Raw genomic sequence first — 26,096 nt, 5'->3', positions numbered from 1 at the left:
GATGAGTTTATTAGATCATTCGTTAGAAGAACTTCATACCATGCTGGTCAACAAAGAAACGACAGCAGAAAAAATTATGACAGCCGTTTTTGCCCGTATTTCCGAAACAGAAGATCAAGTGGGTTCTTTCATTACATTGACAGAAGAAGAAGCTTTATTAAAAGCTCGTGAAATGGACGAAGCAGGGATTGACCCTGAAAATATTCTATCTGGATTGCCTATTGGAATCAAAGATAATATTGTTACTGAAGGAACTTTAACAACAGCTGCCAGTCGTATGTTAGAAGACTTTATTCCAGTATATAATGCAACTGTTACTGAAAAAGTAACGGATTCTGGAATGATTTCAGTTGGGAAATTAAACATGGACGAATTTGCGATGGGTGGAAGTACAGAAAACTCTTACTTCAAATTAACTCGCAACCCATGGGATTTATCTAAAGTTCCCGGTGGTTCTTCAGGTGGTTCTGCAGCAGCAGTAGCAGCTGGACAAGTTCCCGTTTCATTAGGAACGGATACCGGTGGATCCATTCGTGAACCAGCAGCCTTTACTGGTGTGGTTGGAATGAAACCAACTTATGGACGTGTATCACGTTTTGGATTGATTGCTTTCGGATCTAGTTTAGATCAAATTGGACCCTTTACGCGTAATGTAAAAGACAATGCGATTGCATTAAATGCGATCAGCGGTCACGATCCAAAAGATGCAATGAGCTCCACAAAAGAAACACCAGACTTTACCAAAGGGATTGCCGATGGCGTTAAAGGAATGAAAATTGGTGTTCCTAAAGAATACTTAGAAGATGGTCTGCAAGAAGGCGTGAAAGAAGCAGTCTTGAAAGCTATTGAAACATATAAAGAACTTGGTGCTATTATTGAAACCGTGAGCTTACCGCATTCTAAGTACGGTATTGCAGCTTACTACATTATTTCTTCTTCTGAAGCTTCTTCTAACCTACAACGCTTTGATGGCGTTCGTTATGGATATAGAGCTAAAGATGCAGAATCTTTAGAAGAGTTGTATGTTAAAACACGTACGGAAGGTTTTGGACCAGAAGTGAAACGTCGTATTATGCTGGGAACATTCTCTTTAAGTTCTGGTTTTTATGATGCCCACTTTAAACAAGCTTCTAAAGCTCGTACATTGATTCGCCAAGACTTTGAAAATGTCTTTAAAGAATACGATTTGATTTTAGGTCCAACAACAACCACAACTGCATATGGTATTGGAGAACAAGTTAATGACCCAATTGCTATGTACTTGTCAGATATCTTAACAGTACCAGTGAACTTAGCTGGAGTTCCTGCAATTTCTATCCCTTGTGGTTTCTCAGAAGGCATGCCAGTTGGATTGCAGTTGATCGGAAACCATTTCGATGAACAAACGATCTACCAAGCAGCTTATGCTTTCGAACAAGCAACAGAATTCCACAAAGCAAGACCAAACTTGTAGGAGGAGAGAAAGTACATGAATTTTGAAACAGTTATTGGACTAGAAGTCCACGTAGAATTAAAAACCGACTCTAAAATGTTCTCGCCATCTCCAGCACATTTTGGAGCTGAACCGAATACCAATACAAACGTAGTTGACTGGGGTTACCCAGGAGTTTTACCAACCATCAATAAAGGTGCTGTAGAATTTGGTATTCGTGCTGCATTAGCCTTAAATTGTGAAATTTCACAAGACACTAAATTTGACCGTAAAAATTATTTCTATCCAGATAATCCCAAAGCGTACCAAATTTCTCAATTTGACCAACCTGTTGGACATGATGGATGGATCGAAGTTGAAGTGGAAGGCAAAAAGAAAAAAATCCGTATCGAACGCGTCCACTTAGAAGAAGATGCTGGGAAAAACACTCACGGTACAGACGGCTATTCTTATGTCGATTTAAACCGTCAAGGAACTCCTTTGATTGAGATTGTTTCCGAAGCAGACATGCGTTCACCGGAAGAAGCTTACGCTTATTTAGAAGCGATTAAACAAATCATCCAATACTCTGGTGTAAGTGATGTTAAAATGGAAGAAGGTTCTATGCGTTGTGACGCCAATATCTCGATTCGTCCATTTGGTCAAGAAGAATTTGGGACGAAAACCGAATTGAAGAACTTAAACTCCTTCAACTTTGTGCGCAGAGGGTTAGCCTTTGAAGAAAAACGCCAAGAGAAAGTATTGCTAGCTGGAGGCGTTATTCAACAAGAAACGCGTCGTTACGACGAATCTACTGGTGAAACAATTTTGATGCGTGTCAAAGAAGGTTCGAGTGATTACCGCTACTTCCCTGAACCAGATCTGCCAAACTTATACATTGAAGATGAATGGATCGAACGTGTCAGAGAATCGATTCCTGAAATGCCGAAAGAACGTCGTATTCGTTACGCTAATGACTTTGGACTTTCTGAAACTGACTCGTCTCAATTAACGGCTACTAAAGAAATGTCAGACTTTTTTGAAGAAACTCTTGAAAAAGGAGCTGACGCTAAACAAGCAGCCAACTGGTTGATGGGTGAAGTATCAGCTTACTTAAACAGTGAAAAATTAGAGTTGCACGATACGAAATTGACTCCTGAAAACTTAGCAGGGATGATTAATTTGATTGCTGATGGAACTATCAGTTCAAAAATTGCGAAAAAAGTTTTCCGTGAATTGATTCTAAATGGCGGAGATGCCGGAACTGTTGTAGAAGCCAACGGTTGGGTTCAATTAAGTGATCCTGCTAAATTGTTGCCGATCATCAATGAGATTCTAGACAATAACGCACAGTCTATTGAAGATTACAAAAACGGAAAAGACCGAGCTATCGGATTCCTCGTGGGTCAAATTATGAAAGCAACTAAAGGACAAGCAAACCCTGGTGTTGTGAATAAACTGTTAAACCAAGAGTTAAGCAAACGGTAATTTGGAAAGAAGGTAGACAGATGCGTGCGAGAATTATTTATAATCCAACATCTGGGCGTGAATTATTAAAGAAAAACCTAGTTGAAATATTGCGTGTTTACGAAAGTGCTGGTTATGAAACCAGTACTTTTGCTACTACACCAGAACCTTTTTCTGCTCAAATAGAAGCCGAAAGAGCTGCTAAAGCAGGTTTCGATTTGATTGTCGCTGCTGGTGGTGACGGGACGATCAATGAAGTTGTCAATGGATTGGCTGGACTAAAAAAACGTCCTAAAATGGCTATTATTCCTGCTGGTACGACGAATGATTACGCTCGAGCATTGCACATTCCGAGAAATGATATGATCGCTGCAGCAAAAATCATTGAAAAAAAACAAACCATTCATATGGATATTGGTCAAGCGAAGACAGAAAAGCAATTGTCTTACTTTATTAATATTGGTGCTGCCGGATATCTTACTGAATTGACTTATGAAGTGCCGTCTCAATTAAAATCTGTATTTGGGTATTTAGCTTATTTTGTTAAAGGCGCAGAAATGTTGCCCCGCATTAAAGCTGTTCCTATGAAAATTGAATACGATGATGGTATTTTTGAAGAAAATGCTTCTATGTTTTTCGTGGCTTTGACCAACTCAGTAGGCGGTTTTGAGCAAATTGCGCCGGATGCCCGATTAGATGATGGGAAATTTACGTTGATTATTGTTAAAACGGCCAATTTGTTAGAAATATTCCGTTTGATAGCAGAATTATTAAATGGTGGAAAACACATCAACAGTTCTAAAATTATGTACATCAAAACGAATAAGATTAAAGCACAAACAACTGATTCAGCGCCATTGATGATCAATTTAGATGGAGAATATGGCGGAGATTCACCAGTAGAGTTCACCAATTTGCAACAGCATATTGAAATGTTTGCTGATGTTGATTTGATTCCGTATGATGTAGAAGAAAAAGATGAATTTGCAGATGATGTAGAAGAAGCTTTCTTGAAACAAGTGGAAGAATTAACTGGGGATTTGCCAGAAGAAAAATAATACACGAAAGTTTTCTTTTTAGATCACTTTCGCTTCATGCAGCACAAGAAAAACGGCCGTTGCAAATGAGAACAAGCGCACCAAAGACAGAGAATGTTTTTGAGTGGAAGGAGAAAAGGATTTGAAAAAAGACCAAACTATTCCAGTAAATAAAAACGAACAGCATACGGTTACGATTGAAGATTTAACATTTGAAGGGATGGGTGTTGGAAAAATAAATGGCTACCCGCTTTTTATTGAAGATGCTTTGCCCGGAGAAAAAGTAGAAATCAAAATTCACAAAACAGGAAAAACTTATGGTTATGGAAAAGTCATGAATCGTTTGACTTCAAGTTCTGATCGTGTACCTTTAAGAAACCAAATGTATACACGTACAGGAATTACACCATTGCAACACATGTCTTATTCGGCTCAATTAGCGTTCAAAAAACAACAAGTTGAGAATGTGATGCAGCGTATTGCAAGAATGCCTGAAGTTCCGGTATTGGACACTATCGGTATGGAAGAACCTTGGGGATACCGCAATAAAGCACAGGTTCCAGTTCGTAAGGTTGGAGATCTATTGACAACCGGTTTTTACCGTAAAAATAGTCATGACTTGATTCCGATTGAAGACTTCCTGATTCAAGATCCTAAAATCGATCAAGCGATTATTGCGGTTCGAGATATTATGCGTGAATACGGTGTTAAACCGTATAACGAAAAAGACAACACAGGGAACTTGCGCCACATTGTGGTTCGCAGAGGATACCATACTGGTGAAATGATGATCGTGTTGGTAACACGTACAGCGAAATTGTTCCCGACAAGCAAGATTATTCCAGATATTCTTGAAGCATTGCCAGAGGTTGTCAGTATCGTTCAAAACGTCAATCCAAGAGGCACAAACGTGATCTTAGGAGAAGAAGCTATCGTATTGCATGGTGAAGACAAATTTACGGATGAATTGATGGGAAATACGTTTGAGATTTCTCACCGTTCTTTCTATCAAGTCAACCCATTGCAAACGGAGAAATTGTACCAAACAGTCCTTGATTTTGCAGATATGACGGGTGAAGAAACTGTTATTGATGCTTATTGCGGTATTGGTACCATTACTCTTGCTTTGGCTAAAAAAGCTAAAGAAGTATACGGAATCGAAATCGTTGAAATGGCCGTTGAAGATGCAAAACGCAACGCTGTGTTAAATGGCGTCGAAAACGTAACTTACCAAGTTGGAGCGGCTGAAGAAGTGATGCTTGAATGGAGTCAAGAAGAACGTACGGCAGATTTACTAGTGGTAGATCCTCCACGTAAAGGATTAGAAGGACAATTTATTGATGCTGTACTTGAAATGAAACCTACTAAAATGGTGTATGTCAGCTGTAACCCAGCAACATTAGCTCGTGATGTGGCTTTACTAGCTGAAGGCGGCTATTCTGTTGAAAAAGTACAACCAGTAGATATGTTCCCACAAACTACTCATATAGAGTCGGTAACGTTGTTGACAAGAATAGAAGACTAGTAAACTTCGTATAACAAGATATGTAGTGAATGCACTAGTACTTTAAAATAGAAAGAAGCTAACTTGATTTTATTATTGAGTAGCTTCTTTTTTTTATGCCTTTATCTTCTGATATTGGTAAAGAAATTTCCTCCGACCTATGGGGCTGCTTATGAAAGCCATGGGAACACCTTGAGCTGAAAACCGCATCTCAAGGCTTGCAAGCTTCAAACTTAGCGTAACGGCTAAAGCCTAACGCTAAGTAATTCTCATTGCATCCTTATTCATGGCTATAAGCAACCCCATATTTCTCCAAAAATTTTTAGGAATGAGTAACTGAAAGGTAGAGAATTAAAAAAGATGTTATTTTACGATATCAATAGTATAACATTCTTTCTTAGGACACCAAAAGGAGCATGTTTTCACAATAATTTTGTTTGGTTTCCCTCATATGTTTTCAAATAAATCATTTTTGTTTTAGCAGAATAAGTAACGATCGTTTTATGAAGTATAGTGTAAATATGTATTGAATATACCATATCTCTATCAAAGGCAATAAAAGTTTGTTTAGAACTTTTTTGTAGTGATGCACAATTAAATCAATAAGTCCAAAGACTGCTTCTTTAAATATGAAATATTTGTTATGTTCAACAATCAAGTGAATTACAGTATAATTAGTGTATATTGGAGATGTTGTATGCTAACTAGAGCAGATATGATTAACCTAATGTACGAATATATAAGGGTTGCTGAACTTGCAAAACGAGTTTGGGAAAGGCATAGAATTTTAATAGGAAATTAAAAAGTGATTCACATCGGATGAATTGAAAGCCGGTACAAAATTATAGGAAGACGAAGAACCATTCTCATTATTAAATGATATCAAAAATAGAACTTTCATAGCTGTACTAAAGGATCTGCAGAGTGACAAGTATGTTTGATAGATCGATAAGAATTACAATAAGAAAAAGTAAAATAAAGGGAAAATGGAGAGACACTTATGGCATATGAAAAGAAAAATATAAGAGCTGTAATCGAAGAAATAAATAGTCGCAAAATTTATCTTCCGGCAATACAAAGAAAATATGTGTGGAATAATGATCAAATAACAAAGTTGATGGATTCTATCATGCTTGGATATCCTATAGGAACTTTTCTATTTTGGAAAGTTAGAAAATCAATCATTAACAAAAAAGAGTACTCAATGTACGAATTTATAAAAAATTTTCATGAAAGAGATATCTATAAAAACCCATCTGCACCACAACCATTTCCTATTGGAAGTGATGAAGAAACAATATGGGCTGTTCTTGATGGTCAACAAAGATTAACCTCTTTGTACATAGCTTTGCAAGGTAGCATGAGCAGGAAGTTACCAAACAAGCGATGGAAAAATGATGATGCATTCCCTATAAAAGAATTGTATTTAAATCTGCATAGTCAGAGAACTGATGAGGAGGATATCTCTTACGAGTTTAAATTTCTGACACAAATAGAGGCTGAAAAGCAAAAAGATGATAAACTATGGTACCTAGTTAAAGATATATTAAAGTATTCTCAAGATGAGTTAGTAACAGATTTAATTATTCCGAGCGGTTGGGCTGCGAATAAAATTGCAATGAAGAATATATCTTTGCTACATACTCGACTTGTGGGTGACGAAATAATTAACTATTTTGAAGTTCAAACGGACTATATCGACAGCGTCCTCGATATATTCGTTCGTGTGAATTCTGGTGGTACTATTTTATCGAAGAGTGATTTGTTATTCTCTACCATTGTTTCGCATTGGGACAAAGCTAGAGATGAAATAGATAAACTGCTTGCAGAAATTAATAAAATTGGTGAAGGATATAAGTTTTCCAATGATTTTATCATGCGTACTTGTCTATATCTCCTCGATATGTCCGTTACGCTTAAAGTTGAGACATTCAAGAAGGAAAGCGTATTAAAGATAAAAGATAATTGGGAGAGCATTCGTAAAGCTATCAAGGACACAGTAGATCTACTTAATGAATTCGGCTTTAATTCAGAGAATATTATATCTTATGTGGCTGTATCACCAATGGTATATTATCGTTTTAATGGTGGAAATTTTGATAATGAAAGCATTTTAGAATTAAGAAAGTATATAGTTATTGCACAGGTAAAACAGGTTTTTGGTGCAGCTACAAACTCAGCACTAACAAGTATACGAGAAGCTTTGAAAGTAGTGCCAACAGATTCATTTAGGATGAGTAATTTACTAAATGTACGCTTTACTGGTGAAAGAACATTGCGCTACACTTCTGAAGAGATAGATGCACTATTTGATACGTATGAAATTGGCGCATATACCTTTATGTTGTTATCTTTGCTTTATCCAAATTTAAAATATAGTCAGAAAGGTTTCCATCAAGATCACTTACATCCACATACCGGTTTTGAAGAGAACAAGATTGCAAGTCTTCAGCTTGCTAATGGATTAGTAATTGATGATGATAGAAAAGATGATTGGAGACGTAGAAGAAATACATTAGCGAATCTTCAATTATTAGAAGGGCGCGAGAATGTTAGAAAAAATGCAACGCCCCTAGTAGACTGGATTAAGATTCTAGAGAATAGTGAGAATGCTAAATATATGCCGGATGATTCTTCTTATGAACTATCACAATTTGAAGAGTTTATGGAAAAACGACAAAAATTAATGGGTGATGCTTTGAAAGCAATTTTACTTTAAAATTATGACTTTTCCTTATACTGATGTTGCTAGGATAATATTGAAGGTTAATTTAAAAAAAAAGGATATGTTTCGAAAAGAATTTAAGATTAATATCATAGTAGTTGGTAAACTAGAGATGAAAATAATGATAATAGTTAGGGATGGCTAAAATGGACTTTGATAAAGAAGTAATTGATAACAATGACTATAAATTAATTATACAAAATATTAATGGACTAGTAGGTTTCGAACCAGTCTCAGAATTTGATACAAAAGAATGGAAACGTTTGGAGAATCTAAATACAAGTAAAAATCTGGCTGTATTTCAACAACTTCCTAATGTGTTAAAACAAGTAAGTGATTCCCAAAAATATGAAGGTGCGTACAAAGTTGTTTTTGATAAAGGATTAGGTCAGTTACAGAAATCTGCTAATAATGTCAATTTAGTCAGAGGAAATATTGTTGAATATGGCACAAATAATAAAGTTTTAGGACAAGCTGAATGGCAACATATCTCTCCATCACAAGTAATGGGAATTTCAAACATAATTTTATCTGTTTATAATGTCTGTTCAGTTGCAACTAATCAATATTTTTTAAGTCAAATAAATACAAGTCTAAAAAGCCTGTTAGAAAATATAAATGAAATTCAAAATTTTCTCGAGGCTGACAAAAGAAGTCTGGCTGAAGCTAACACTGAATTTATAACGGAAGTATACTCAAATTTAGAGTATTATATGACTAGTTCATTGTATACACAGGCAACACTTACAAATATTCAATCTATTCGGATTAAATCATTAGCGGATGTGAAATTTTATCATAGTCAGATAAAAGATTTAAGAAGTAAAATGTCGGATAAAGATAAAAAGAAACAGATTCAAGATAACAAACATAAATTTAAAAAGAACTATTATGCGTATAATTATGCTTTGAAATCTTATAATTTAGCTATTTTAATTGAAATACTTATGTCAGGGCAATCTGATGAGGTTTGGCTAACAAAATTATTAGATAACATAATAGATAGCACGATAGAATTTGCGGAAACATATGATTTGATTCCGGAATACTTCGAAGGTCTTAGAATTTTAAAAAGTAAAGATGGAGCATGGTATAATGTATTCCCAAAAATGTTAAAAGATACTGGAGGGATGAAAATAGAATTATTGGCAACATTTGCAGAATTGAGTGCAGATTGGATATTGAATAAAGAAAATAAAAAGAAAGAAGTCAGTAAGCAAGAAAACATTTCAGAGATGCAGCAATATATAGATGACTACTCAAATCCAAAAGATTTACTTGCGATACCTTTAGCTATTGAACAATACAGTAAAATTCAAAATCAAAAGGTAGAAATATTGTATCGTGAAGAAAAAATATATATAAAAGAGTAGCATGAATTTATTTATATCGAACTTCAATTCTTTTTTCACTAAAATAATAAGGTTTATGTTTTACCGCTAATTTAGGTCCATGATATCTAAAGGATATTTTGGAATTTTTCTATTTTAAAGGTTAGCGAGATAAATTTCGTAGATATTTTTTGTTTAAAAAAATGAAATTCACCAAAATCACGTACTTTATATTGAGGAATAAAATCCTATAAAATATATTGGAGGCGTTGATTATAGAAACAATGGAGCAAAATAAGTTACTGGTAAACCTAGATAAAAAATGCATTCTAGAGCCGGCAAAATTGATTCTGTCTGGTGAAAGCAATGTTATGGCTATTTCTTTTGTTCATCCGCGATTTGGGAATCCATTTCAATATGAATTGTTTCATTTGTTGATGGATGAATGGAAAGGTGACAGGATCGCCGTAGTGGAGGACTCAAAAAATGCAAAGGAATACCTCATTGAACAAGAAGGATATACGTATCACCGAAAATACAAACACAAAATAGAACGTAGAGTTCGCAAAGAAAATGGAATCCATCTGATTACGATTCCTCCTGCAGAAGCAAACAGAATACAAAAGAGATGGGAAAAATTTATGAATCAATACGTTCTTATTAATTATGATTCACATCTGTTCATGACCATTGATCAACGGCTGTTCAGGATGAAAAATAATTTGATGCCTTACTTTATTCTTGCCCAAGCGGAACAAAAAAGTGAATTCGAAGAAGGAAGCTGGGCCGGGAATCGTATTGGGGTCGAACGTATTGACACACCTACGTTTGATAGTCTGGATTATTTTGAGATGTTTCGAATGGTCGGCGATAAAACTGCTTGTAGATTAGGTGTAGAAGATTTTAAGCGTAGATATGGCCATTAGTTGGTAAATAACTTTGATTGATAAACTGTTTTCCTTTAGCTTCACACAGCTTTTACAAGATTCTCATAAAAAACAGTTTCGTTTTTAACTCAAATTTGTTAGAATAGACTATTGTAGTCGGTTGGATAAAATAGTATAGACTAATATAAGCTAAAAAGCAGGATTTTTCTGCTTTTTATTTTTGAGATAAACATTTACACCTATAACGAGAGGGTTTTTTAGATGAAAGAGAATTTTTGGAATAAGTTGCCGCGACCGTTTTTTATTTTGGCACCGATGGAAGATGTAACAGATGTTGCTTTTCGTCATGTCATCAGTGAAGCGGGAAGACCGGACGTCTTTTTTACAGAATTTACAAACACGGTTAGTTACTGTCATCCTGAAGGAAAAGACAGTGTGCGCGGTCGTTTAACGTTTACTGAAGATGAACAACCACTGGTAGCTCACATATGGGGAGATCAACCTGAACACTTCCGTCAAATGAGTATCGGGATGGCAGAGGAAGGCTTCAGCGGAATTGATATCAACATGGGTTGTCCAGTACCTAACGTAGCAGGTAAAGGCAAGGGGAGCGGTCTTATTCAACGTCCAGAAGTAGCTGCAGAATTAATCCAAGCCGCAAAAGCTGGAGGGTTGCCAGTCAGCGTCAAAACCAGACTTGGTTACACTCATGTCGATGAGTACCGTGATTGGTTGACACATGTTTTACAACAAGACATTGCTAACTTGTCGATTCATTTGCGTACCCGAAAAGAAATGAGTAAAGGGAATGCTCACTGGGACATGATTGCAGGCATCAAAAAATTGCGTGATGAAGTGGCTCCTGATACGCTACTGACTATCAATGGAGACATTCCTGACCGTGAAACAGGATTGAAGTTAGTGGAAGAGTACGGCGTTGATGGAATTATGATCGGCCGCGGTGTCTTTACCAATCCGTATGCTTTTGAAAAAGAACCGAAAGAGCATTCCAGCAAAGAATTGTTGGACCTTTTCCGTCTGCATTTAGATTTATTTGAAAAATATTTTGCAAACGAAGAGCGTTCATTTAAACCACTACGCCGCTTTTTCAAGATATATGTTCGTGGTATTCGTGGAGCGAGCGATTTAAGAGCGCAACTGATGGAGACACAGTCCATTGATGAAGCGCGTACTTTGTTGGATGAATTTGAAGCTCAAAATGCCGATATAGCAGAACAAGGATAAACAATAAAGAGCAGTTAGACAGGGGATATACTCTCATAGTCTATCAGCTCTTTTTTATTTGCGCTATAATGGGAGGTATATAGGTAGGAGAAGGAGGAAGTATAAATGTGGAATGTAGAAACGGTCATGCAAGAGTTGGAATCATTAGGTAAGGAACGCATCAAAAAAAGGTATGTTTCAAATGGTGCTCATGAACCGGTTTTTGGCGTAGCGACAGGTGCGATGAAGCCCATGTCGAAAGCAATCAAAATCAATCAGCCTTTGGCAGAAGAATTGTATGCCACAGGGAATTATGACGCTATGTATTTTGCTGGAGTAATTGCTGATTCCAATGGGATGACAAAAGCAGATTATGATCGTTGGATAGAGGACGCTTATTTTTTTATGCTTTCGGATTATGTTATTGCAGTCACGTTGTCTGAGGCAGATATTGCTCAAGAAGTGTCGGACAAATGGATCCGGAGCGGTGAGGAGTTAAAAATGTCAGCGGGTTGGAGTTGTTATTGCTGGCTATTAGGTAGTCAAAAGGATGAAAAATTTGCTGCGAGTAAATTATCTGATATGTTGGATGAAGTAAAAAAGGAGATTCATGATTCACCTGAGAGAACCAAAGCTTCAATGAATAACTTTGTCTATACCGTTGGGATTTCTTATATGCCGCTTCATGAAAAAGCTGTTGAAACAGCCTCAGAAATTGGCTTGGTAGAAGTAAAACGCGGTAAGAAAAAACCGAGTATTCTAGACGCCGCTACAAGTATTCAAAAAGAGCTGGAACGGGGCAAATTAGGGTTCAAACGCAGATACGTCAGATGTTGATCAAATAATTGGCCAGGGTAACTTATGGTACAGTCCTCTTAGCTTGAGAAGAATGGTTTAATCTTTATGTCGCAAGTACTGCTCTATATTCCAGATACTGAATTAGTTTTGTCACGATTGTATGATGCTTTAAATTCTGTTGGCCATTTGATCATTGTCGATTTTGACAAAAATGAAGCTGTCTCATCAGAGATGATTCATAACGGCTTTGAACAAGAAGAGTTAGTTGCATTGATGAAACAAATAGGCTTCAAAAATATTCAATCGAAAGCTTTCTATCATGCAGAAAAAACATTCATGGGTAAAGATGCTTCTTTGTTTATTCTGAATGCTCAGAAATAAACTATATCATCAAGGAGGAAGAGCTGAAAATGACTGTCACAGTAAGGCAAGAAACAAAAAAAGATTATATTGAAACAGAAGCAGTGGTGGAAGAAGCCTTTAAAAACGAAGAATATACTGATCATACCGAGCACTTTTTAGTAGCGAGATTGCGAAAAAGCACGGCCTTTATTCCAGAATTATCTTTGGTGGCAGAAGAGAATAGCAGAATCGTAGGGCATGTGTTATTGACGAGGATCAGCATCGAAAATGACAGTGACAACTACGAGTCATTAGCTTTAGCTCCAGTGTCTTTTTTGCCAGATTACCAAAATCAAGGTATCGGCAGCAAATTAATTCTCGACGCTCTATCAAAGGCTAGAGAATTAGGTTATCGATCAGTTATTGTAATGGGACACGACAAGTACTATCCCCGTTTTGGATTTAAACCAGCTTCGATTTTTGGTATTGAGTCCCCATTTGAAGTGCCTGATGAAGCGTTTATGGCATTGGAATTGAAAGAAGACAGTCTGGAAAAGGTTTCAGGAAAAGTGGTTTACAGCAAGCCGTTTCAATTTTAAGCAGTGCAGCAGATCGATCTAAATCGTTAAAAACTCTCGCGATTTTCAAAAGAGAGGATTTTTTAAGAAGGAACGGTTATAGACATTAATAAATTGTTGCATTATTCATTCGTAATCAATGTTGTGATTGAAGTTAAGTGAATAAAGAGCAGGAAACACTCAGTTTATCATAAATAAAACCACTTCGAAATTCAGGTACGAGTTACCTAAAATTCGAAGTGGTTTTATTTATGGTGAACGGCTTTCTGCAACACGATCATCCAATCTGTATTGTCTTATTACAGCAGCTCGTTAACAAAAAATGTCGTGACGTCACGCATCGTGCTTGTTTTAACTAAATGTTCTTCTTCTTCATCTGTAAAGTAAATATTTGGCGTATCCTTTTGTTCTTCTGCAAACTCAGCCACGTGATCATAAGGGACAATTTGGTCTTGCGTACCATGCCAAATGTACAACGGACGACCTTGTAAGGTTTCCGGGTGCAATGATAGGTCGTAATTCGGAATCCAACTCAACAAGTCAAAATAATCTTCTGGTAAATGACGGTTGAGCCGCGTGGCATATTTTACAATGCGTTCTTGGTAAGCCAGTAATTTAGGTGACCCCATCAAGCATGCTGCTGCTTTGATTTCAGGATGATGCGTCAATAACGCGCAAGTCGTGATACCGCCCATAGATGTTCCCCCAACTCCAATGAGATCATCTACAAAACCAATTTTACGAAAATGATCAATGATAAAGCTGAATTCAAATAAATTCGAATGAATACTTTGGAAAAAAGTGAGAGAAGGGATGTTGGAAACAGGTTGTTTTCTTTCCCCATGATTTACAGCATCAGGCAACAATACTCTGAAACCTTCGTGTGCTAAATAACGGGCTTGCGTCAAATTCAATTCTTTTACAGATTGCCAACCGTGATAATAAATAATCAAAGGCAATTTTTCATTGCGTTGTTTTGTCGGGACAACTTCCAATAACGGGATGTTGCCTAAAGTTCTTTTCCGAATGGTTAATTTCAATTTATACACCTCAAAAGCATCATATCAAAAGACGATGACGAAAGGAATAAATAAAACAGTATTGACACTTATTTTTAATTAGAGAACAACTTAAAAGTTAGTTTGATGCTTGGATAATATACAATAAAAAGACTTATTAATAACAAAAATTTTTAGCTAATTGTTAAAGACGACTTAACATTTAGAGAATATCGAGCATAATAAAACTGCATAAATGAGAATGTGAAAATTTAACTTTCTGATAGAGGCAAGAGGAGATCAGCGGATGAAGAAAAAAGATGGCATTAAAATAGTTTTTTTTGTTTTATTTTCATCCATAAATACATAAAAAGAAAGAATTGAGTCCATACGCAAAAATTTTAAATGAATTTTTGTGTATTTTTAATTTGTAATCTAGAAAAGTGTGATAGGCTATTAGAAGAATAGATATAAATGAACGTTTTTTTGGAGGTTTATATGACAGCAATTTTAGAAACATTGAAACAGTATTATGGTTATGACTCCTTCCGTCCTGGACAAGAGCAATTGATCGATGCCATTCTAAGAGGGGAAGATGTTTTAGGCGTTATGCCTACAGGTGGAGGGAAATCTTTGTGTTATCAAATTCCAGCTATTTGTATGGATGGAGTGACGATCGTCATTTCTCCTTTGATCTCTTTAATGAAAGACCAAGTAGATGGTTTGCAAACGATGGGAGTGAAGGCTGCTTATATCAACAGCCAGTTGACTTTTAACGAACAAGAAAATATTTTGTACAGCGCTCTTCAAGGAGAATTGGATTTGATCTATGTCTCTCCAGAAAGACTGCAGAATGAGACATTTCTTTCCTATGCTCAGCAAATGAGAATCAATTTAGTAGCTGTTGACGAAGCGCACTGCATCTCTCAGTGGGGACATGATTTCAGACCTAGTTATCAAAATATTCCGCAGCTCATGGATGTGTTGGCCACCAGACCGCCATTTGCGGCCTTTACAGCCACTGCGACTAGACCTGTGCGAGAAGATATGGTCAATCAGTTGAAATTGAATCAGCCTTACCAATACATCTCCAGTTTTGATCGGCCAAACCTTTATTTTTCAGTGGTGAAACCAAAAAAGAAAGCCAATGAATTATTGCGTATGGTAGACAATGAAGAATCGAGTATCATTTATTGCAACACACGGAAAAATGTAGAAAAAGTCTATGAAACATTGAACAAAAAAGGGTATCCTGTAACTCTTTATCATGCGGGGATAAGCAATCATGAAAGAACGCAAAACCAAGAAGATTTCTTGTATGACCGTAAACCGATCATGGTAGCAACGAATGCATTTGGTATGGGGATAGATAAATCAAACGTAAGACGAGTGATTCATTACAATATGCCGTTGGATATGGAAAGCTATTATCAAGAAGCAGGTCGTGCCGGGAGAGATGGAGCTCCTTCTGAAGCCATTTTATTTTATTCTGGTCAAGACATCATCACCAATACTTTTTTGATCGAACAAGGAAATAATCCGCATGCTAAAGCGAATCTCAATACCATGATCACTTATTGCAAAACAGGAAGTTGCTTGCGGAAAACGATATTAAACTATTTTGACGAAATACCGGAATGGATTGAGTGCGACCATTGTTCGAATTGCGATGGTGAAATGGTCAAAACGGATGTCACTGTAGAATGCCAAAAAATCTTGTCTTGCATTTATCGGATGAATCAGACCTATGGAACGGGTCTGGTGACAGATGTTTTAAGAGGAAAAGCGACGAGTCGGATCAAACAAATGCATTTTAATGAGCTATCGACCTATGGAATAATGAAAGAATATACTGAAGGAGATATTAAGGATATCATTTCGATTATGATCAGTGAAGGATATCTGCATTTGGGCGGAGATCAATACCCTATTTTGCAATTTACGACTAAAACGAATGATTTGTTAAAAGCTACAGTTCGATTGACGATGACAAAATCATTGAAAGAAGAAACAACTGCTGCGAAAAAATCAGTAGAAAATATTGAAAATTACGATACAGGATTATTTGAATTGTTAAGAGAATTGCGTAGAGGGATTGCTCAAGAAATGGGAAAACCTCCGTTTGTGGTCTTTTCGGATAGAAGTTTGATCGATATGGCGGCTAAATTCCCAGCATCAGATACAGAATTCCTGAATATCCATGGTGTAGGAGAAGCCAAGTTAGAAGAATATGGAGAACGATTTCTTGAAGTCATCCAAACTTATGCAACAGAACAGTCTTTGGACATAGAACAACTGAGAAAAGAAAACTTGTCAGTGAAAGAAGTAGTCGTAAAACCTGGTTCTCAGTCAAGTAAGTCCTCGAAAAAAGGCGCTACTCATGAAGAAACATTATCCTATTTCAAAGAAGGTAAAACAATTGCTGAGATTGCAGTTGTTCGAGATTTATCTCCAACGACTATCGTGAATCACTTGTGCGTCTTGATTCAAGAAGGCACTGAGTTGGAGTATTCGAGATTGGTCAGTGAGGAAGCAGAAGCTGAGATAAAAGCAGCGGCAGCTGAAGTGGGCATGACTCCGCTGAAACCAATCAAAGAAGCTGTCTCAGAGTCTATTTCATATGATGAGATCAAATTTGTATTGGCAAAAATAAAAGCAGAAATGCACCATGAATAAGTAATAAGGTTATCTAAAAAAGCTAGACCAACTGAACAGTCGGTCTAGCTCTTTTAATAAGTATAGTTTATTCAGTTACTTCCTCTGAATTTTTCTCTTCGTTAGGCTTTTCTGAACCTGTTTGATCTCCATTGATTGGAGGCAACGGATCACCTTCATTGGTCGGAAGATCTGACTCTGGCGGTATTTCATCTTCCTCATCTTTGATGGTATCTTCATCTTTTACAGGTACATCTGGTGTGTTAGATTCAGAGGATTCTTTTGGCTTACTAGATTCAATACTCTCTTCAGATTCTTTTGGTTTAGGAGCTGGTTTTTTAATTGTAGAGCTGCTTGAACTAGAAGAATTAGTAGTAGATGAATTTGTTTTTTTCTTTGGTGTATAAGCAGAACTACTACTTTCTGTATATACACTCGATTCATCTTCTTCGTCTTCTGTGATTTCTTCGCTTTCTACAAGTTCTTCTTCTATTTCTTCCTCAATGATTTCTTCTTCAACAACCCATAGGCTGCTGGAAACGCTAAATCCCATCTCTGAAGCTAATTTACTTCCGCGAATTTTTAGGCGGTCAACAGACTCTAATTTGTCAAACTGGATAGGTTCGTTGGTGTCAGATTCTGCTTTGACAGTTGTTTCAAGTTCTGATGTTTTTGCGGCAGAAGTTTGTTTGCTGAAAGATTGTGTTTGATTGACTCCTATGTAAACAATTCCAAAAAATAAAAGCAGTAAAAAAATAATGATTCCATATTTTTTCATGAATTTCTCCTCTCAACGCAGTTGGTGGTAACCCAATCATATAACAAGCGGTATTCAAAAACCAGTGTTTTTACTAGTGTTTGAAAAAAATTCACGAATTAATAATTGTTGTTCGCAAATTTACGTCGTATCTAGTAAAGTTAATAGAGAACGAAAAGATAGAGGATAAAATTTTTTTGGGAGGCAGTTTATGAAAATCATTGCATTAGAAGGTTATACCACTAATCCTGGAGATTTAAGTTGGGAAGGACTAAACGAGTTAGGAGATGTAACGATTTATGATCGAACATCTTTAACTAATGAACAAGAAATTATCGACCGTATTGGCGATGCTGAAGTTGTATTGACGAATAAAGCACCTCTTACGAAAAAAGTCATTTCAGCTTGCCCATCTTTAAAGTATATCGGGGTACTCGCAACGGGGTATAATGTAGTTGATGTGAAAACAGCTCAAGAGAAGAATATTGTTGTAACCAATGTTCCTGATTACAGTACTCAATCCGTTGCACAAATGACAATTGCCTTATTATTAGAAATTTGCCAGCAAGTTGGTCATCATAACCAAGCTGTTCATGAAGGCAAATGGGAAGAACATCCAGATTGGACCTTCTTTGATTATCCTTTGATAGAATTATCTGGAAAAACCATAGGGATCATCGGGTTTGGCAGTATTGGACAAGCAACGGCTAAAATTGCTCAGGCTATGGGAATGGAAGTACTAGCGTATAATCGTAGCCAAAGTGAAGAAGGAAAGAAGCTTGCAACTTATGTAGAACTGGATGAATTATTGGAGAAATCGGATGTCATTTCCTTACACATTCCATTGGTAGAAGAAACAGAAGCATTGATCAACCAAGAAACGATTTTTAAAATGAAAGATGGAGTCATATTGCTAAATACTTCTCGTGGAGGATTATTAGATGAAGAAGCTGTTGCAGAAGCTTTGAATAATGGAAAAATATACGCAGCAGGTGTAGATGTGGTCAGTACAGAATCGATTGAAAGTACTAATCCTTTATTAAAAGCGAAGAATGTATTCGTTACACCACATATTGCATGGGCTACTAAAGAAAGTCGTGCCAGATTGATAGAGATCGCGGTTGACAATATAAAGCAATTTATCAATGGAAAGCCTGAAAACGTCGTTTCAAATTAAAAAATCATGTGTTTATAGTAGGAACAAACTGCTGGCTTAAGAGGAAATTACTCCTAAGCCAGCAGTTTCTGCTAAGTAAAAGAATAGTTTGGGTTCAAGCAAGTGATGATTTCCGTTATAATAAAATACGTCAGTGAGCAGGAACGAGGTGGAAAAATGCAAAAAATTATGATCATAGAAGATGATTTAACGATTGCCAAGAGTTTGCAGGAAGAATTAACGAAATGGAATTATGATGCATTTTATACGACAGATTTTAATCAAGTGATGGAACAATTTACAGAAACTATGCCGCAAATGGTACTGATCGATATTAAATTGCCTTACTTTAATGGTTATTACTGGTGTACAGAGATCAGGAAAATTTCTCAAGTACCTATCATTTTTATTTCTTCGCAAAATGAGCGAATGGATATTGTTATGGCGATTCAGATGGGGGCAGACGACTTTATTAGTAAACCTTTCGATTTAACGATTGCGATCGCTAAAATACAAGCCTTGTTTAGAAGGGCTTATGATTTCAACGAGAGCGATTCTTTTTTGAATCATCAAGGAGTGTATTTGAAAGTAAATGAACTGACATTACAATTTGAAGAAGAGGAATTACCCCTAACTAAAACAGAAATGAAAATATTAGAGCAATTATTTTTGCATAAAAGCGAGTTTGTTTCTCGAGAAGCGATCATGGTCAGCTTATGGGAAAATGAAGCTTTTATTGATGATAATACCTTAGCCGTCAACATTGCACGCTTAAGAAAAAAATTAGCTGGTATAGGCGTGGAGAATTTTATTGTTACCAAAAAAGGTTATGGTTACGGATTGATGAAAGGAGAATAAAATGACCAATTTAAAAGAACAGAGTGTATTGCTTAGAGCTTTTTTATCGGCTAAGCGATATGAGATAGGAATTTATTTGAGTATGGTCCTCATTTTTGGTATTTTATTTATTTTAGGACGTTTGCCTTTGGAATTTTACTTTTACGGCGTACTATTAACGGGATTTTTATTTTTGAGTTTTTTGATCATTCAATCTGTCCAGTATACTAAACGATACACAATATTGAAGTACATCGAGACCCAGCCTTTAACAGTTTTGAAAGAACTGGAGCAGTCTATAGATCCTTCAGAGAAGTACCTTTTGGGAGAAATCAATCATTTAATGACGCAGATAGAAGAATTGAGGTACAGTCAACAAGAAAAAAACACTGAGCAAATGGACTACTTCACACTATGGCTGCATCAAATCAAGACTCCTATCGCGGCAATGAGTTTATTAATGCAACAAAATAAAGAGAACCCTGTATTATCTAAAAAAGTACAACAACAACTGATTCGAGTAGAAAATTACACTCATATGGCGTTGAATTATCTGAAATTGGAGCAATCAGGGAAAGAACTAGATTTGGATAAAGTAGATTTAGATCTTGTAATCAAAAAGACACTTAAAAAGTTCTCTATTATATTTATTTACAACCGCATTACGCTGGATTACCAACCACTTGGAAAAAGTGTGTTGTCAGATGAAAAGTGGCTGCTTATTTTAGTAGAGCAGATTCTTTCAAACAGTTTAAAATACACTCCAGAAAATGGGCATATAAAAATATATATGGATCCCCTTAAAGAAAAGCAATTGATTATAGAAGACAATGGAATAGGCATCCGTTCCGAAGATTTACCTAAGATATTCGAAAAAGGGTATTCGGGATGGAATGGCAAGATCCAAGAAAAATCTACTGGGTTGGGACTTTTTTTAAGCAAAAAAATCTGTCAGCGATTAGGGCATACGCTAAACATTCAGTCCAAATTGAATCAAGGAACTATGGTGAGGATCAATTTGGATCAAGAAAAATTGGAAATTTTTTGATTAACGGCAATCTTACAAAATTGTAAGGTTGTCCATCATTTTGTAAGGATAGATAAAGGCGCCAATTGTTCTAGTAGCATACAATAGGTTTAGTTAGAACAAGAGGAGGAAATAGAATGACTTTATTAGAAGTAAATCATTTGAAAAAAACATATGCAACTCGTTTCTCAAATCAAAAAGTAGAAGCATTGAAAGATGTCAACTTTACAGTTGAAAAAGGGGAATTTGTTTCTGTGATGGGAGAATCCGGATCGGGGAAAACCACCTTATTGAACATTTTGTCTACTCTAGATACTGCAACATCTGGAGAAGTATTACTAGAAGGAAAAAACTTAGCAGATATTAAAGACAGCAAGGTATCTGAATTTAGGCGAAATGACCTTGGATTTGTGTTCCAAGATTTTAATCTGCTGGATAATTTTTCGATTAAAGACAATATTCTTTTGCCATTAGTGTTATCCAACACTCCAGTAAAAGTAATGGAAAACCGCTTATTGCCGATCGTAGAGAAATTAGGGATCGCTGAATTGATCGGGCATTACCCTTATGAAGTTTCAGGTGGACAAAAACAACGGGCAGCCGTTGCCAGGGCCTTGATCACACAACCAAAACTGATTTTAGCTGATGAGCCGACAGGTGCATTGGATTCTAAAGCCTCTCAAAGCTTGCTGGAGACGTTTGAAAATATCAATCAAGCTGGACAGACGATTATGATGGTAACGCATAGTACGCGAGCAGCAGCTCATTCCAACCGAGTATTGTTTATCCAAGATGGGGTAGTATTCAACGAAATTTATCGCGGTAACCAAACTGTCGATCAATTTATGGAAAAAATCACTCAAACTCTGATGGTATTGATCAATCGAGGTGAGCAACATGACTAAGCAATTATTTGCGAAGTTGGCTGTCAGAAATATCAAGTCCAATAAACAAATTTATGTTCCTTATATCATGTCATCGATTGCAACAGTTGCCATGTTTTACTTGATGACGTCGTTAGTGCAGAATGATTACCTGAGAGAACGTTCGAGTACTGTAGTTCAATTACTTTCGCTTGGATCAGTAATTATCGGCTTTTTTTCCTTGATTTTTATTTTGTACACGAATAGTTTTTTAATCAAAAGACGAAAGAAAGAAATCGGACTTTACGCTATTTTAGGGATGAAGAAAAAACACGTTGCGTTTGTTCTATTGATCGAATCATTGATTACGAGTATCGGAAGTATCTTTATAGGAATTATTAGTGGGCAGATTATAGGCCGATTTGTATTTTTAGGATTAAATTATGTACTAAAACTTCCAGTCAGTATGGAATATCCATTCTCTATCGAAACAGCAGGAATTACTGCGGCTGGTTTTACTGCGATTTTCTTTTTAGCTTTTTTGTATAATATCAGTCAAGTGACATTTTCAAATCCAATTCAACTGGTTAGAGGTAAACAAACAGGAGAGAAAGAGCCTAAGAGTTCGCTTCTATTGTTTCTTCTTTCATTAGTTTCTTTAGGAGCCGGCTATTGGATATCACTTTCCACTGAAGATGTGATGAGTGCGATAATTTATTTCTTTTTAGCTGTTCTCTTAGTCATTATTGGAACTTATTTATTGTTTATTTCTGGATCTATTTTCATTCTAAAAGCAATGAAAAAGAACAAGAAATTGTACTATCGTCCAAATGCTTTTATTTCTATCTCAGGTATGTTGTACCGAATGAAACAAAATGCAGTTGGATTAGCCAATATTTCTGTATTGGCCACGATGGTGATTGTAGCTGTTTCAACAACAGCAGCTATCTTTGTAGGTTCGGAAGCGTCAATAAACATACAATTCCCTTATGAAAATGAGGTTGCTATGTATGAAGCTGACTTTGAAGACATGACAAATTTTCAAGAGTTGGTTGTGAATGAAACAGAGAGAAGAGAATTGTCAATAGAGGATATAGTAGCTTACCGATACAACTCGTTAACAGGAGTTTTAGAAGGAGATGAATTTGTTTTTAAATCTAGTCTACAGGGGGATATTGTAGAGACTCAGGCGATTTTCATTCCTAAAGAGGACATTGAAAACATAACAGGTGTTTCAATAGATCTAGAAGGCAATGAAGTAGTAGTTTTAGATTCTAAGAACGAATATACCCAGCCAACTATAAAATTAGGAAAACAAGCTTACCCAGTCCACCAAATCAAAGATTCTGATATGAGCAATATAATTACCGATCAAATAGAGAGAATGTTAAGAACTGATGTTGTAGGAACTACAGTAGTGTTGACAAACGGAGCAGAAGAGATGCAGTCGATCGTAAAAGATTACGCAGAACTTTATCCAGATGATTATTTTGATGGTTTTGCTACTGTGCAATGGGATACTAGCGGTATAGCAGAAGAAAAAATGGCTTATGCCGAAGACTTGACAGATATTATCTATGATTTGGAAGAGTACTCGTTAAGTTATAGAGCTAAAGAAGTTTTACGAGAGGAATGGTATCAAATGAATGGCGGACTGTTGTTTATGGGAATATTTCTAGGAGGATTATTCACATTTGGAGCCGCTTTGATCACATACTTCAAACAAATTTCAGAAGGATACGACGATAGAGAAAAATTCCAAATCATGCAAAAAGTAGGTCTTGATGAGAAAACCATTCAAAAATCTACACGTTCCCAAATTGTATGGATGTTCTTTTTACCGTTGATATTAGCTGTTATACACACAGCTTTTGCGTTTCCGATTATCAGCAAGCTACTCTTGCTGTTCGGGTTGGTAGATCAAGGATTGATTATTTTATCAATTATAGGTGTAGTACTGTGCTTCAGTCTTTTATACTGGATCATTTATCGAGTGACTTCAAGAGTTTATTTCTCCATTGTAAAATAAAAAAACAGTTCTTTTGATGGTCACTCAGACCGTCAAAAGAACTGTTTTTTATGAATAAAGTCCGTATATTGATCCCATGGAAATAGATTTAGGATGGATATGATTAATAGAAGGTTCTACAATTTATGGCGTTGGTAAGTAAAAACTGGTTTTTCCATTCAAACCTTGTTAGAAATTCATTCTTAGAAATTTCAGGAGGAATAGGGGGTTGCTTATAGCCATGAAGAGGAGGAAAAAAAAGGAAACACTGTGGGTATACGCCCAAGCATGGTAATTACTTAGTGTTAGGCTTTAGCTGTTACACTAAGTTTGTTCTTCGCTTCGCATACCGTATCCGTACGTCGCTAACGCTCCAACGGCTTCGGCTCAAGGCGGTCCCATGGCTTTCCATAAGCAACCCCATAGGCCGGAGGAAATTTCTTTACCAACGCTAGAAGATGAAGAGCCTAATAGAAAAGGGAATATGTAAAAAAATAGCTTAACACCACAACAAATGTGGGCTAAGCTATTTTTACAATTAAAATTATTCTGCTGTTACGCCTTCTGTCCATTCAGCAACTTTGTCTTGATTTTCTTCAACCCAAGTTGCAGCTGCGTCTTCCGGATCTGTTCCTTCTTGAATGTCTAACATAATAGCTTCCATATCTGCTGTTGTCCATTCAAATTGGTCCAACACTTGGTAAGCTTCAGGCATTTCTTCTTCTAAGCCTTCACGAGCCATTGTGTTGATCGTTTCAGCTTCACCAAATGAACCTTCTGGATCTTCCAAGTATTTCAGGTCATAGCTTTGGAATTTCCAATGTGGAGACCAACCAGTAACAACAATTTCTTCTTCGTTTTCATAAGCTTGTCCTAAAGCAGTTGTCATAGCGCCAGAAGAAGAAGTTTGAACTTCCCATCCTTCTAAATTGTCATAATCTTCAACAGCTTGTTGTGTAGCAGCTACAACACCAGCACCAGGTTCGATTCCTGTAATTGTCATATCAGCTTCATCTGTTAAATCAGCAATAGAATCAACATCCATATAGGATGGAACAACTAAACCAATAGCCGCGCCTTCTAAGTTAGGGCCTAAATCAACCATTTGGTCACCGTACTCTTCAAATTGTGCACCATGAGTTCCTGGTAACCAAGCTGCTACCATTGCGTCAGCTTCTCCGCTGGCCACTGATTCCCACATAATAGCATTGTCTAATTGAGTTAATTCAACGTCATACCCTAAGTCTTCTAATACTTTACCAATAACATTTGTTGAAGCAATTTCAGTATCCCATGCAACATAAGATAATTCGATTTCTTCACCTTTACCAACAGTATCTTCTTGAGCTGTTTCATCACCTGAAGAACAAGCTGCTAATAGTAACGTTGTTCCTAATGTAGCTGTCAATCCTAGACGTTTCCAATTCATTTTTTTCAAATTAAAACTCTCCTTTTTGTACTTTTTATCCGCTATGCGGGTTGTTCGTTTGAATAATAGGGTAGTGCTTTTAGTTTGCTCTTTTAAACGCGTTGCACAAGGCAGACTCTCTAAGATTTCACTTTCTCTTTTATTTGGGAAAAGCACCCAATTAAAAGAGAAAGATGAACTCTACGAGAGTCTAAGCGCCTTGTTCCACGCTCTGTTTTATTTAGTTAACTTTTGTGTCAATCGGTCAATGATGATGGCGAGGATTACTAAGGCTAGTCCGGATACGAATCCTGATCCTACTTGGGCTCTTTGTAGAGAAGAAAGGACTTCAGAACCTAATCCTGGGGCACCGATCATTGAAGCTATAACCACCATAGATAGAGCTAACATAACGGTTTGATTAATACCTGCCATGATAGTTGATTTAGCTAGCGGCAATTCTACTTTAAATAATTTTTGTGAACCCGTGCTACCAAATGAATCCGCAGCTTCCACTAATTCTTCCGAAACTTGGCGAATACCTAAATTTGTAAAACGTACGGTAGGTGGAAGAGCGAAGATAACAGAAGCGAAAACCCCTGGTACCATACCAATCCCAAAGAAAGCTACAGCCGGAATCAAATACACAAAAGCCGGCATAGTTTGCATAAAGTCTAAAATAGGGGTAACGATCGTGCTGGCCCATTTGCTTTTAGCCATTAAGATTCCCAGTGGTACACCGATAATAACGGATATCAGACTAGAAATAATGACCAAAGTAATAGTGTTCATCAAGTCTTCCCATAGTCCTTGGTTTTGAACATACAGTAAACCGACGATTGAAAAAGCAGCCAATCCAAATTTCTTGCCAGCTGCAAAGAAACAAATAGCGGCAATCACAATAATAAATAGAAGTGGGGGAATAAGTAGTAATAAATCTGTTAAACCCTCCATAATGACTTCACTGAAAGACTGTATGAAATTAAATACTGGTTTTAAAACGGCTGTCAGCCAATCCATAAACATCTCAACATGTTCGGCAACCGGTAATTCTGGAATGTTATCTAATATACTGTTTTCCAT

The 26,096-nt window shown here is 36.5% G+C and carries 19 protein-coding genes and 1 pseudogene; 17 read left to right on the top strand and 3 right to left on the bottom strand.

Annotated elements, in window-relative coordinates; all coding sequences use genetic code 11:
- The first annotated feature begins 1 nt into the window (after nt 1).
- From gatA to ACEN4L_RS04980, 11 genes are all read left to right on the top strand, one after another.
- Nucleotides 2–1,453 (top strand): Asp-tRNA(Asn)/Glu-tRNA(Gln) amidotransferase subunit GatA, encoded by a 1,452-nt coding sequence (gene gatA / locus ACEN4L_RS05030; RefSeq protein ID WP_407096468.1) that lies wholly within the window; start codon nt 2–4, stop codon nt 1,451–1,453.
- 15 nt (nt 1,454–1,468) lie between these two features.
- Nucleotides 1,469–2,899, top strand: coding sequence for an Asp-tRNA(Asn)/Glu-tRNA(Gln) amidotransferase subunit GatB (gene gatB, locus ACEN4L_RS05025; protein WP_407096467.1), 1,431 nt, complete (start codon nt 1,469–1,471; stop codon nt 2,897–2,899).
- Between the two features lie 20 nt (nt 2,900–2,919).
- A complete protein-coding gene (locus ACEN4L_RS05020; RefSeq protein ID WP_407096466.1) occupies nt 2,920–3,936 on the top strand; it encodes a diacylglycerol kinase in 1,017 nt (338 codons plus the stop codon).
- A gap of 121 nt (nt 3,937–4,057) precedes the next feature.
- Nucleotides 4,058–5,440 (top strand): 23S rRNA (uracil(1939)-C(5))-methyltransferase RlmD, encoded by a 1,383-nt coding sequence (rlmD, locus tag ACEN4L_RS05015; protein WP_407096465.1) that lies wholly within the window; start codon nt 4,058–4,060, stop codon nt 5,438–5,440.
- Between the two features lie 979 nt (nt 5,441–6,419).
- The gene (locus ACEN4L_RS05010) at nt 6,420–8,138 is read left to right on the top strand and encodes a DUF262 domain-containing protein (RefSeq protein ID WP_407096463.1); all 1,719 of its coding nucleotides are present in this window, start codon (nt 6,420–6,422) and stop codon (nt 8,136–8,138) included.
- 152 nt (nt 8,139–8,290) lie between these two features.
- Nucleotides 8,291–9,517 (top strand): hypothetical protein, encoded by a 1,227-nt coding sequence (locus tag ACEN4L_RS05005; RefSeq protein WP_407096462.1) that lies wholly within the window; start codon nt 8,291–8,293, stop codon nt 9,515–9,517.
- A gap of 227 nt (nt 9,518–9,744) precedes the next feature.
- Nucleotides 9,745–10,401 (top strand): hypothetical protein, encoded by a 657-nt coding sequence (locus ACEN4L_RS05000; RefSeq protein ID WP_407096461.1) that lies wholly within the window; start codon nt 9,745–9,747, stop codon nt 10,399–10,401.
- A gap of 222 nt (nt 10,402–10,623) precedes the next feature.
- The gene (locus tag ACEN4L_RS04995) at nt 10,624–11,607 is read left to right on the top strand and encodes a tRNA dihydrouridine synthase (protein WP_407096460.1); all 984 of its coding nucleotides are present in this window, start codon (nt 10,624–10,626) and stop codon (nt 11,605–11,607) included.
- 105 nt (nt 11,608–11,712) lie between these two features.
- Nucleotides 11,713–12,423 (top strand): DNA alkylation repair protein, encoded by a 711-nt coding sequence (locus ACEN4L_RS04990; RefSeq protein ID WP_407096459.1) that lies wholly within the window; start codon nt 11,713–11,715, stop codon nt 12,421–12,423.
- Nucleotides 12,424–12,489: 66 nt separating this feature from the next.
- The gene (locus ACEN4L_RS04985) at nt 12,490–12,765 is read left to right on the top strand and encodes a hypothetical protein (protein WP_407096458.1); all 276 of its coding nucleotides are present in this window, start codon (nt 12,490–12,492) and stop codon (nt 12,763–12,765) included.
- A 29-nt stretch (nt 12,766–12,794) separates the two neighbouring features.
- A complete protein-coding gene (locus ACEN4L_RS04980; RefSeq protein ID WP_407096457.1) occupies nt 12,795–13,325 on the top strand; it encodes a GNAT family N-acetyltransferase in 531 nt (176 codons plus the stop codon).
- Nucleotides 13,326–13,603: 278 nt separating this feature from the next.
- Here the strand turns inward: ACEN4L_RS04980 and ACEN4L_RS04975 are convergent, their stop codons facing one another.
- A complete protein-coding gene (locus ACEN4L_RS04975) occupies nt 13,604–14,344 on the bottom strand; it encodes an alpha/beta fold hydrolase (protein ID WP_407096456.1) in 741 nt (246 codons plus the stop codon).
- Between the two features lie 456 nt (nt 14,345–14,800).
- Between ACEN4L_RS04975 and recQ the strand changes: the two genes are divergently transcribed.
- The gene (recQ, locus tag ACEN4L_RS04970; RefSeq protein WP_407096455.1) at nt 14,801–16,978 is read left to right on the top strand and encodes a DNA helicase RecQ; all 2,178 of its coding nucleotides are present in this window, start codon (nt 14,801–14,803) and stop codon (nt 16,976–16,978) included.
- A 67-nt stretch (nt 16,979–17,045) separates the two neighbouring features.
- On the opposite strand, the gene ACEN4L_RS04965 is transcribed toward recQ, so the two are convergent.
- Nucleotides 17,046–17,735 carry a hypothetical protein gene (locus ACEN4L_RS04965; RefSeq protein WP_407096454.1) on the bottom strand — a complete coding sequence of 230 codons (690 nt, stop codon included), beginning with the start codon at nt 17,733–17,735 and terminating at the stop codon, nt 17,046–17,048.
- 190 nt (nt 17,736–17,925) lie between these two features.
- Between ACEN4L_RS04965 and ACEN4L_RS04960 the strand changes: the two genes are divergently transcribed.
- The 5 genes from ACEN4L_RS04960 to ACEN4L_RS04940 all read left to right on the top strand — a co-directional run bounded on the left by ACEN4L_RS04960 (nt 17,926) and on the right by ACEN4L_RS04940 (nt 23,626).
- The gene (locus tag ACEN4L_RS04960) at nt 17,926–18,891 is read left to right on the top strand and encodes a D-2-hydroxyacid dehydrogenase (protein ID WP_407096453.1); all 966 of its coding nucleotides are present in this window, start codon (nt 17,926–17,928) and stop codon (nt 18,889–18,891) included.
- Between the two features lie 156 nt (nt 18,892–19,047).
- Nucleotides 19,048–19,728 (top strand): DNA-binding response regulator, encoded by a 681-nt coding sequence (locus tag ACEN4L_RS04955; protein WP_407096452.1) that lies wholly within the window; start codon nt 19,048–19,050, stop codon nt 19,726–19,728.
- Nucleotide 19,729: 1 nt separating this feature from the next.
- Nucleotides 19,730–20,755, top strand: a complete 1,026-nt coding sequence (locus ACEN4L_RS04950) for a sensor histidine kinase (RefSeq protein ID WP_407096451.1) — start codon at nt 19,730–19,732, stop codon at nt 20,753–20,755.
- A gap of 116 nt (nt 20,756–20,871) precedes the next feature.
- Entirely contained in the window at nt 20,872–21,639 is a 768-nt protein-coding gene (locus ACEN4L_RS04945; RefSeq protein WP_407096450.1) for an ABC transporter ATP-binding protein, read from the top strand.
- Nucleotides 21,632–23,626 carry an FtsX-like permease family protein gene (locus ACEN4L_RS04940; RefSeq protein ID WP_407096449.1) on the top strand — a complete coding sequence of 665 codons (1,995 nt, stop codon included), beginning with the start codon at nt 21,632–21,634 and terminating at the stop codon, nt 23,624–23,626. Before ACEN4L_RS04945 ends, ACEN4L_RS04940 begins: the two co-directional genes overlap by 8 nt.
- A 523-nt stretch (nt 23,627–24,149) precedes the next feature.
- On the opposite strand, the pseudogene ACEN4L_RS04935 reads toward ACEN4L_RS04940, so the two are convergent.
- Nucleotides 24,150–26,096 (bottom strand): annotated as a pseudogene (locus ACEN4L_RS04935) (ABC transporter permease/substrate binding protein).

The sequence above is a fragment of the Desemzia sp. FAM 23988 genome, from assembly GCF_045528365.1.
GTDB lineage: Bacteria > Bacillota > Bacilli > Lactobacillales > Carnobacteriaceae > Desemzia.
Note: the sequence above shows the minus strand (reverse complement) of the source record. Positions and strands in the feature narration are given on the sequence as shown.

Excerpts from the sequence above, each read along its gene's own strand:
- ACEN4L_RS05010 (WP_407096463.1), top strand. The coding sequence starts at position 6,420 with ATGGCATATGAAAAGAAAAATATAAGAGCTGTAATCGAAGAAATAAAT.
- ACEN4L_RS04990 (WP_407096459.1), top strand. The coding sequence starts at position 11,713 with ATGTGGAATGTAGAAACGGTCATGCAAGAGTTGGAATCATTAGGTAAG.
- ACEN4L_RS04960 (WP_407096453.1), top strand. The coding sequence starts at position 17,926 with ATGAAAATCATTGCATTAGAAGGTTATACCACTAATCCTGGAGATTTA.
- gatB (WP_407096467.1), top strand. The coding sequence starts at position 1,469 with ATGAATTTTGAAACAGTTATTGGACTAGAAGTCCACGTAGAATTAAAA.
- ACEN4L_RS05020 (WP_407096466.1), top strand. The coding sequence starts at position 2,920 with ATGCGTGCGAGAATTATTTATAATCCAACATCTGGGCGTGAATTATTA.
- recQ (WP_407096455.1), top strand. The coding sequence starts at position 14,801 with ATGACAGCAATTTTAGAAACATTGAAACAGTATTATGGTTATGACTCC.
- ACEN4L_RS05005 (WP_407096462.1), top strand. The coding sequence starts at position 8,291 with ATGGACTTTGATAAAGAAGTAATTGATAACAATGACTATAAATTAATT.
- ACEN4L_RS04955 (WP_407096452.1), top strand. The coding sequence starts at position 19,048 with ATGCAAAAAATTATGATCATAGAAGATGATTTAACGATTGCCAAGAGT.
- ACEN4L_RS04980 (WP_407096457.1), top strand. The coding sequence starts at position 12,795 with ATGACTGTCACAGTAAGGCAAGAAACAAAAAAAGATTATATTGAAACA.
- ACEN4L_RS04985 (WP_407096458.1), top strand. The coding sequence starts at position 12,490 with ATGTCGCAAGTACTGCTCTATATTCCAGATACTGAATTAGTTTTGTCA.
- ACEN4L_RS04965 (WP_407096454.1), bottom strand. The coding sequence starts at position 17,735 with ATGAAAAAATATGGAATCATTATTTTTTTACTGCTTTTATTTTTTGGA.
- ACEN4L_RS04995 (WP_407096460.1), top strand. The coding sequence starts at position 10,624 with ATGAAAGAGAATTTTTGGAATAAGTTGCCGCGACCGTTTTTTATTTTG.
- ACEN4L_RS04950 (WP_407096451.1), top strand. The coding sequence starts at position 19,730 with ATGACCAATTTAAAAGAACAGAGTGTATTGCTTAGAGCTTTTTTATCG.
- gatA (WP_407096468.1), top strand. The coding sequence starts at position 2 with ATGAGTTTATTAGATCATTCGTTAGAAGAACTTCATACCATGCTGGTC.
- ACEN4L_RS04945 (WP_407096450.1), top strand. The coding sequence starts at position 20,872 with ATGACTTTATTAGAAGTAAATCATTTGAAAAAAACATATGCAACTCGT.
- ACEN4L_RS04940 (WP_407096449.1), top strand. The coding sequence starts at position 21,632 with ATGACTAAGCAATTATTTGCGAAGTTGGCTGTCAGAAATATCAAGTCC.